General features: G+C 46.5%; 4 protein-coding genes. 3 read left to right on the top strand and 1 reads right to left on the bottom strand.

Going from position 1 to position 4,329, the window contains the following annotated elements; translation table 11 throughout:
• Window positions 1-29: 29 nt before the first annotated feature.
• The 3 genes from U9P07_09320 (at window position 30) to U9P07_09310 (ending at window position 2,731) form a co-directional block, all read left to right on the top strand.
• Window positions 30-1,250: an adenylate/guanylate cyclase domain-containing protein gene (locus U9P07_09320; protein ID MEA2109604.1), complete on the top strand. Its 1,221-nt coding sequence runs from the start codon at window positions 30-32 to the stop codon at window positions 1,248-1,250.
• A 69-nt stretch (window positions 1,251-1,319) separates the two neighbouring features.
• Window positions 1,320-1,742: a PilZ domain-containing protein gene (locus U9P07_09315; protein ID MEA2109603.1), complete on the top strand. Its 423-nt coding sequence runs from the start codon at window positions 1,320-1,322 to the stop codon at window positions 1,740-1,742.
• Window positions 1,739-2,731: a P-loop NTPase gene (locus tag U9P07_09310; GenBank protein MEA2109602.1), complete on the top strand. Its 993-nt coding sequence runs from the start codon at window positions 1,739-1,741 to the stop codon at window positions 2,729-2,731. The genes U9P07_09315 and U9P07_09310 overlap by 4 nt, the downstream gene beginning before the upstream one ends.
• 78 nt (window positions 2,732-2,809) lie before the next feature.
• Here U9P07_09310 and U9P07_09305 read toward each other — a convergent pair whose 3' ends face one another.
• A complete protein-coding gene (locus U9P07_09305) occupies window positions 2,810-4,186 on the bottom strand; it encodes a TIGR03013 family XrtA/PEP-CTERM system glycosyltransferase (protein ID MEA2109601.1) in 1,377 nt (458 codons plus the stop codon).
• Between the last annotated feature and the right edge of the window lie 143 nt (window positions 4,187-4,329).

Below are 4,329 nucleotides of genomic sequence, written 5' to 3'. Positions count from 1 at the left end.
CACTCTGATTCGGCAAAAGAATGAAGGATATGGATACAGTTTTCAGTGAACATTTCGCCCATTTACACCGGCAAGCTGAACGACAAGTCGGGCAATTGTCCGCTGTTTGTGAAATGCTTGACCTGGCAGCCATTGAATTGGGAGGAGATACTAGTCAGCTGCTGACAAAACTTTTTGAAATCATTCTTCGCCACCTGGGAACTGATAGCCTGTATTTTAAAACAGAAACACCAGAATGGGAGAGAAATATTTTTCTCCCATTGCAACTACATGTATGTGCGGCCGGTATTCCACCACTCAACCATGATGAAATCCAGCAAATTGATACATTGATCAATAATCAGCCCGATCGCCCCATGCCTGCCCAGACATATCATCTGGGGGAACAAACCCTTGCCATCACAGCCCTTGAAGCAGGAAAATACCGGGTTGGTTTTCTGGCTATCCTGCACCATGATATCGCCTTTTTCACCCCTGAGCAATTCCGTTTCTTTAGACTCCTGGCAAATGAATTGACAAACATACTGCGCCTGCTTGAAAAACAGCAGCAGTTGATAGAAGAAACCCGAAACAAAGAACGACTATGCCGTTTTTTTTCTCCTGAAATCAGCAGGGAAATTCTGGCAACAGCTGGACAGCAATGCCACAGCAAAGAAAGCCTGGCCACCATTCTATTTGCTGATATAAGAGGATTTTCCCAGCTGACTGAAACCCTCAACCCCCAGCAGGTTACCAAAATATTAAACCATTTTTATCAAACCATGACCCGGATCATCTTTAAACACCTGGGAACCCTTGACAAGTTTGCCGGCGATGGGTTATTAGCCCTTTTTGGAGCTCCGGTCAGCCGGGAAGATGACCCTTTCAGGGCAGTCAAAGCCGCTGTCGAGATGCAGCAGGAATGGCAAAAACCATTTTCGATTACAGCTGAAGATAACCCTGCAGTCAACATTAGGCCAGACTTTGCCGTTGGAATCCATACCGGCAAAGTGATATCAGGTTTTTTGGGAAATGATGAGTTATTGACCTTTACGGTCATCGGTGATGCGGTAAACACCTGCCATCGAATTGTATCACTGGCAGAAGCCAGACAAATTATTATCAGCGGTGAAACCAAGGTGACCATGGATCAACAGGATAACAATACATCCTCGCTGTCAGCAGTAATTGTTCCCTACCGGTCAGCCCAGTCATTGCGGGGAATGGATAAGGTTATTGATCTGTATCAGGTTGAAAAATATGGAGCATAAACCGAGCATGAGCATGTACTGCGAAAAAATACCACTCAAGAAATCGGCAGAAATACCGAAAGTATAAATATGGAAGATCGTCGAGTTTTTAAACGGCATGATAAGCCCCTGAGAGTGGAATTTGGTTTGATTGGCGAGAAGGCATCCCTTTCCAATCGAGCCAGTTTTCAGGGTTTTATTGAAGATATCTCTCTGGGGGGATTGCGTCTGCAGCTGCGGGAACGATACGGCAAGCTGTATAAAATGAAGCTTCAGGGTAAAAAGGTCAAACTGGCAATCCCGTTTCCCCAATTCAATTATACGGTCTATGCCCTCGGAAAAATTCAGTGGTCCAATGATTTCCAGGAACATGCTGAACACGTGATTACCCTGGGGGTTAAATTTATTGACCTGTCGCCCACCGATTGTCAGTATCTGGAAAACTACATGGGCAGCAATAAAAGCGACCATAACCTGCTTTGGGAGCTCTGGAATAAGGAAGTCAAACCATGAATGTCCTGCAACTCTCCCCGGATACCAAGCTGAAGTCACCCGAGGAATTCAACACCAGACTCTGGGCGGTTGGCGGTGGCAAGGGTGGGGTAGGTAAAAGCATCATTTCCCTGAACCTGGCCTACTGGCTGGCCAAACTGGGACATAAGGTTGTCCTGGTGGACGCGGACTTGGGAGGTGCCAACCTGCATACCCTGCTGGGCATGAAGTTTGTCCAGCATACCCTGTCGGATTATCTGAGTAAAAAGGTTGATTCACTGGACAAAATTGCCATTGAGACCCCGGTACCCGGATTGCGGCTGATCTGTGGTGCCAGCGATATTGTTGGCCTGGCCAACCCTAAATATGCCCAGAAAATGAAACTGATGCGGGCCATGAGCCTGCTCAAGGCCGACCACCTGATCCTTGACCTCGGGGCCGGAACCGACTACAACACCCTGGATTTTTTTCTTTACTGCACCTACAAGGTTGCGGTCATCACCCCCCAGCCTACGGCGCTGCAGAACGGCTATGGCTTCATCAAAAGTGCTCTCTACCGGGCAATCAACCGGGCATTTGAACGCAATCTGCGTCTGGAACCATTAATTAAACGGGCAACAGGCCAGGATCTTAATGATCCAATTGCGACCATGGAGGAACTGGCTGAAGCTTTTGCTGAAGTTGACGAGGGCTACGCAAAACGACTGAAAGAGATCATCAGCAATTTTCACCTCTACCTGATCAGCAATATGATTAAAAAAGATAAGGACCGCAAGGCTTCGGAAATTATCAGAACCGTATGCCGGAAATATTTAAACCTGGGCCAGGTAACCCTGCTGGGAAATATTCCCTATGACAGCCAGATCGAAGAATGCGTCGCCCGCATGAACCCGGCATTCATGACCAATACCAAGAGCCAGTCCGCCCTGGAGTTTTACCAGCTGGTCAATTCCATCATCAAGGAAAGTAATAACTCTGAGAGGGGAAACAGCATCACACCCACCGCTTAAGGCTACCTTGAAAAATGGTCTTTAGCCTTTAGCCTTTAGCCTTGCACCTTTAACCTTTTTAACCTTGTTCGCTGATTTCTAACGGCTACCCCGGCCAAAAAGAACCACCTTAATGGTTTCCATAATAATCAACAGATCAAACACGGGGGAAAGATATTTAATATAGTACAATTCATACTGCAGTTTTTCTTTGGCATCTTCCACCGAGGCTCCGTAGGAGAAACGTACCTGAGCCCAGCCGGTCACTCCAGGCTTCACTGAAAAACGCTGGTCATAAAAATGAATTTCTTTTTTTAGCTGATCAACAAAATATTTTCTCTCTGGACGGGGACCGACAAAGCTCATATCACCTTTAAAAATATTGATCAGCTGAGGGATCTCGTCCAGACGGGTCTTACGGATAAAGTCACCAACCCGGGTTACTCGATCATCATTTTCCGTCGCCCACACCGGGCCATCTTTTTCCGCATCGGTCCGCATGGAACGAAATTTAAAGAGTGAGAAAGGGTTTTCATCCTCACCCAAGCGTTCCTGAACAAAAAAAACCGGCCCCGGTGAATCAATCTTGATGGCCAGGGCAACAAGCATCATCATCGGCGCCGCCAATACCAAAGCACCCCCAGCCAGGATCATACCGATAAAGCGTTTAAACATCCTGGTTTGCTGTGGTTTTTTAAATCCAGAAGTAAATATCAACCAGCTGGGGCGCAAATTATCGACCAGGATCTTGCCTTCCAGTTGCTCATAGAAATCCACATCTTCCATCACCATAACACCGGCCATCTTGCAGCGCAAAAGCTCAGCGGCTGGGAAAATGCCGCGCCGCTGCCCCATGGAAACGATAATGCGATTCACTTTCTCAGCTAAAGCGATGGCATAAAGCTGAGAATAATCAGAGCTCAAAAGCTTACAACCGGCACATCCATTTTCCCCCTCTTCTAACTCACCCATAATCCCCACAATCTGGTAGCCGGAATTCTTGCGACCGGCAATCCCCTCACAGATTTTTCCAGCCACGTGACTGTCACCCACAAGCATAATCAGCTCGTTGAACCGATCATGCCTCGTCAGCCAGTCATAAAAAACCCGCCAGCTATAAATCAATAAAAAGTCGGCCAGAAGAATGAAATAGATATAGGGACTGGGGAAAACAGCCAATGGAAAAACATAGGAAAGAATAGCCAGGAACAGACATTGCAACCCGGTAGCCTGCACCAGGCGCAAGCTGTAGACCGAAAAAGGCACCCTGGTCTTAATGTCATAGAGATCAAAATAAAAAAGGGAGAAATGATAAAAAACCGCGAAGCTGATAATATGGGGAACTAATAACTGCAGGTCATAGCTATCTGATCCCAGCCAGTAAATCCCGCTGTAAATGCTCAGCAAACCGCCGGCGACAATCAGCGACAATTCGATAAGAAAAAAGACGGTGGTTCGCAAGTTAAACTGTCGCACAATCCCCTTTCAGACTAACATACATGGTTATAAACCTCATGAAGATTTTTACAGCACTACTCATTCTTACGGTTTATGGTTTACCTTTAACCTTTAGCCTTTAACCTTTAGCCTTTAACCTTTAGCCTTTAACCTTTAGCCTT

Source organism: Pseudomonadota bacterium (genome assembly GCA_034660915.1).
Classification (GTDB): Bacteria; Desulfobacterota; Anaeroferrophillalia; order Anaeroferrophillales; family Anaeroferrophillaceae; genus DQWO01.
This window is presented reverse-complemented; position numbering and strand designations above follow the sequence as displayed.